Here is a 4,228-nt window from a genome sequence, read left to right on the forward strand (position 1 = left end):
GTCATCCGGACCGCGTGCGTGAAGGGGTCAGCGTTCTCATCCCAGGCCTTTTCCAGCAGGTGCTCGGCCGACACCGCGGTCCCGTCCGCCCGGAGCAGCTCGGTCAGCACCGCGAACTCCTTGCGGGACAGCGGCACGTACCGGCCGTCGCGGAACACCTCGCGCCGGTGCGGATCGAGGCTGATCCCCGACCGGCGCAGCACCGGCGGCGCGGCCGGGCGGGCGCGGCGGCCCAGCGCGGCCACCCGGGCGACCAGCTCGCGCAGCGCGAACGGCTTCGGCAGGTAGTCGTCCGCGCCCAGCGCCAGCCCGTCCACGCGGTCGTCGACCTCGCCGGCGGCGGTCAGCATGATCACCCGCACCTCGCCGTTCTCGGCGGCCAGGCGCCGGCACACCTCGTCGCCGTGCACGACGGGCAGGTCACGGTCGAGAACCACGACGTCGTAGTCGTTCACCGACGTGCGTTCCAGCGCGGCGCCGCCGTCGTACACGACGTCCACCGCGTGCGTCTCGTGCCGCAGCCCCTCTGCCACCGCGTCGGCGAGCAGCCGCTCATCCTCGACCACCAGGATCCGCATCCCCCCATGGTGACCCACGGTGATGTCATCTGGGCGTCACCACGATCGCTGACGCCCGGGAAACCTCCCGGTTCGTTGACTGGTGCCCATGCGTAGACCATTGCTGCTCATTCCACTGCTGTTGCTGGGACCACTGCTGACCGCCGGGTGCGCGAACGACGACAAGAGTCCCGGCGTGGCCACCGCCAACGGTGGCGCCACACCGACCGCCAGTGCCGAGGCCTCCGAGTCGCCGGGGGACGGGCTGAAGTTCGCCCAGTGCATGCGCGACAACGGGCTCACCTGGTTCAAGGATCCGGACCCCGACGAGAAGGGATTCTCCATCAGCATCCCGAGGGGCAGCGACAAGGCCAAGGTCGACAAGGCCATGGAGGCCTGCCGCAAGTACATGCCCAACGGCGGCGAGCCGCCCAAGCTCGACCCGGCGACCGTCGCGAAGCTGCGCGAGTTCGCCAAGTGCATGCGGGAGAACGGCGTGCCTAACTTCCCCGACCCGAAGGCCGACGGCGGCCTCGAGATCAAGGCCGAGCCGGGCAGCGGCCTCAACCCGGAGAGCCCCGCCTGGAAGAAGGCCGACAAGGCCTGCGACCAGTACCGGCCGGATCGTCCCGACGGCGGCGCGCAGAACCACGTGGAGAAGGGATGAGACGCGCGAGCATCGTCGCGGCGGTCGCGCTGACCGCCGGTGCCGCGGCCGCGGCCGCCATCGTGGTCGGGCTTCCCGAGGCGCAGGGCGGTGGTGCGGCGGAGGCCGCGATGCCGCCGGCCACGGCGAAGGTGACGCGCGGGACGCTGGTCGACGAGGAGACCAAGACCGGAGACCTGGGGTACGGGGACACGACGGCGCTCAAGGGCCGGTCTTCCGGGACGGTGACCGGGCTGGCCGCCACCGGCTCGACCGTCACCCGGGGCAAGGCGCTCTACCGGGTGGACGACGACCCGGTGGTGCTGCTCTACGGCAAGCTGCCCGCGTACCGGACACTGCGCAACGGCGTCGAGGGCCGCGACGTCAAGCAGCTCGAGCAGAACCTGTGGGCGCTGGGCTATCGCGGCTTCACGGTCGACAAGGAATACACGTACGCGACCGCCGACGCCGTCGAGCAGTGGCAGGACGACCTCGGCGTGCCCGAGACCGGCGCCGTCGAGCCGGCCGCCGTCGTCTACGCCGCCGGACCGGTGCGAGTGGACAGTCACCAGATCGCGGCCGGTGACGAGCTGCAGCCCGGCGGCGGCGTGCTGAGCACCACCGGCACCGCCCGGGTCGGGGTCGTCGAGCTGGAGGTCGACGATCAACGCCTCGCGAAGAAGGGCGCGAAGGTCCAGGTCACCCTGCCCGACGGCACCGAAACTACGGCCACGATCTCCCACGTGGAGACGGTCGTGGTCCCGGCCGACAACCCGGACGGCGAGCCCACCACGGCGATCGACGTGACCGTCACCTTCCCGGCCGGGAAGGCGCCCAAGGGCCTGGACGCCGCGTCGATCGACGTCGCGTTCACGGCCGCCACCGCCGACAACGTGCTGACCGTGCCGGTGACCGCGCTGCTCGCGCTGTCCGAGGGCGGATACGGCGTCGAGGTGGTGTCCGGTTCCGCCACGAGCATCGTCGCGGTGAAGACCGGCATGTTCGCCGACGGCAAGGTCGAGGTCTCGGGTACGGGCATCGGCGAGGGAACCGTCGTCGGGGTGCCGGCATGACCGCGCCGGTGATCGAACTGGACCGGGTGACCAAGGCGTACCCGGGCGGTGTGACCGCGCTCGACGACGTCAGCCTGCGCGTCGACTACGGCGAGTTCGTCGCCATCGTCGGGCCGTCCGGGTCCGGCAAGTCCACCATGTTGCACCTGATCGGGACGCTGGACCGGCCGTCATCGGGGGAGATCAGGATCGACGGGTACGACGTGGCGCTGCTCTCCGACCGGCAGCTGTCCGCGCTGCGGGCACGCCGCATCGGGTTCGTGTTCCAGCACTTCCACCTGGCCGCCGGGCGGGACATCGTCACCAACGTGGGCGACGGGCTGCTCTACGCGGGCGTACCCGAGAAGGAGCGCACGCAACTCGCCGAGGCCGCACTCGTCAGGGTCGGCCTCGGCGACCGCCTCACCCACCGCCCGCACCAGCTCTCCGGCGGGGAACGGCAACGCGTCGCGGTGGCGCGGGCGGTGGTCGGCGACCCGATCCTGCTGCTCGCCGACGAACCCACCGGCAACCTGGACACCGCATCCGGCGCCGGCGTGATCGACCTGCTCTCCGAGCTGCACGAGGCGGGCACCACGATCCTGGTGATCACCCACGACCGGGAGATCGCCGCCGGGCTGCCGCGGCAGGTGCCGATGCGCGACGGGCGGGTGGTCTGAATGTCGCTGACTCCCGCGCGGCTCTCCGCGCGTGACGTGGTGCGGGTCGGCGGGACCGGGCTGCGGGCACGGCCGCTGCGGGCGTTCCTGTCTGCGCTCGGCATCGCGATCGGCATCGCGGCGATGACCGCGGTGGTCGGCATCTCGGCCTCCAGCCGGGCCGAGCTGGACGACCGGCTGGCCGCGCTGGGCACCAACCTGCTGACGGTGGCGCCGGGCAAGACGATGTTCGGCAACGACTCCTACCTGCCCGACGAGTCGGTCGCGATGATCTCGCGGATCGGCCCGGTGCAGCAGGTCTCCGCGGTCGGCGCCGTCTCGTCCACCAGCGTCTACCGCAACGACAAGATTCCGGCGGCGCAGACCGGAGGCATCTCGGTGCGGGCCGCGCAAGTGGATCTGCCGGCCACCGTCGGCGCATCGGTGGTCGCCGGGACGTGGCTGAATGCGGCCACGGCCGCGTACCCGGCGGTCGTGCTGGGCGAGCAGGCCGCCGCGGTGCTCGGCATCCACTCGCCCGGCGTGCAGGTGCTGGTCGGCGAGCGGTGGTTCACCGTGGTCGGCGTGCTCGCGTCGGTGCCGCTGGCGCCGGAGCTCGACACGGCGGTCCTGATGGGCTTCTCCGCCGCCGCGAAGTACCTCGGCTTCGACGGGCATCCGACCACTGTGTACACCCGCACCGACGACGCCCACGTCACCGACGTGCAGGCGGTGCTGGCGGCGACGGCGAACCCGTCATCGCCGACCGAGGTCGAGGTGTCCCGCCCGTCCGACGCGCTCGCCGCCCGGCAGGCCACCAACAAGACCTTCACGGCGCTGCTGCTCGGGCTGGGCGCGGTGGCCCTGCTGGTCGGCGGCATCGGCGTGGCCAACACCATGGTCATCTCGGTGCTGGAACGACGCGCGGAGATCGGGTTGCGCCGGTCGCTGGGCGCGACCCGCGGACAGATCCGCACCCAGTTCGTGACGGAGTCGTTGCTGTTGTCGCTGCTCGGCGGGGCGGGCGGGGTCCTGCTCGGCGGGTTGGTGACAGCGGGGTACGCGACGGTGCAGAGCTGGCCGGCCGTCGTACCCACCTGGGTGATCTTCGGTGGCGTCTCGGCGACCGTGGTGATCGGGGCGCTGGCCGGGCTGTACCCGGCCGTCCGGGCGGCTCGCTTGTCGCCGACCGAAGCGCTGGCCGCTGCATGATGTGGGTGCGGCCCCTCGGGCCCGGGGCACCCGCCCACTGCCCCACCAGGGTGTACAACTTGTTGTTGGGATTTACTTGAGGAAGGAAGATCACACCTAATT

Annotated in this window: 5 protein-coding genes; 4 read left to right on the forward strand and 1 reads right to left on the reverse strand. The window is 71.7% G+C overall.

The features are described from left to right. A partial coding sequence (locus tag AB0M20_RS29860) for a response regulator transcription factor (RefSeq protein ID WP_364303653.1) occupies nucleotides 1-578 on the reverse strand: 578 nt, incomplete at its 3' end. Between the two features lie 88 nt (nucleotides 579-666). On the opposite strand from AB0M20_RS29860, the gene AB0M20_RS29865 reads away from it, so the two are divergent. The 4 genes from AB0M20_RS29865 to AB0M20_RS29880 are packed head-to-tail and all read left to right on the forward strand — an operon-like array spanning nucleotide 667 to nucleotide 4,126. Beyond that, nucleotides 667-1,224 carry a hypothetical protein gene (locus AB0M20_RS29865; RefSeq protein WP_364303654.1) on the forward strand — a complete coding sequence of 186 codons (558 nt, stop codon included), beginning with the start codon at nucleotides 667-669 and terminating at the stop codon, nucleotides 1,222-1,224. After that, complete coding sequence (locus tag AB0M20_RS29870) at nucleotides 1,221-2,276, forward strand: peptidoglycan-binding domain-containing protein (protein WP_364303655.1); 1,056 nt, start codon at nucleotides 1,221-1,223, stop codon at nucleotides 2,274-2,276. Before AB0M20_RS29865 ends, AB0M20_RS29870 begins: the two co-directional genes overlap by 4 nt. Next, nucleotides 2,273-2,935, forward strand: a complete 663-nt coding sequence (locus AB0M20_RS29875; RefSeq protein WP_364303656.1) for an ABC transporter ATP-binding protein — start codon at nucleotides 2,273-2,275, stop codon at nucleotides 2,933-2,935. The genes AB0M20_RS29870 and AB0M20_RS29875 overlap by 4 nt, the downstream gene beginning before the upstream one ends. After that, nucleotides 2,936-4,126, forward strand: coding sequence for an ABC transporter permease (locus tag AB0M20_RS29880; protein WP_364303657.1), 1,191 nt, complete (start codon nucleotides 2,936-2,938; stop codon nucleotides 4,124-4,126). Nucleotides 4,127-4,228: the final 102 nt, after the last annotated feature.

The sequence above is a fragment of the Actinoplanes sp. NPDC051633 genome, assembly GCF_040681735.1.
GTDB lineage: Bacteria > Actinomycetota > Actinomycetes > Mycobacteriales > Micromonosporaceae > Actinoplanes.

Bases quoted from the DNA above. Each gene is read 5' to 3' on its own strand.
- AB0M20_RS29865 (WP_364303654.1), top strand. From the start codon at position 667: ATGCGTAGACCATTGCTGCTCATTCCACTGCTGTTGCTGGGACCACTG.
- AB0M20_RS29870 (WP_364303655.1), top strand. From the start codon at position 1,221: ATGAGACGCGCGAGCATCGTCGCGGCGGTCGCGCTGACCGCCGGTGCC.
- AB0M20_RS29875 (WP_364303656.1), top strand. From the start codon at position 2,273: ATGACCGCGCCGGTGATCGAACTGGACCGGGTGACCAAGGCGTACCCG.
- AB0M20_RS29880 (WP_364303657.1), top strand. From the start codon at position 2,936: ATGTCGCTGACTCCCGCGCGGCTCTCCGCGCGTGACGTGGTGCGGGTC.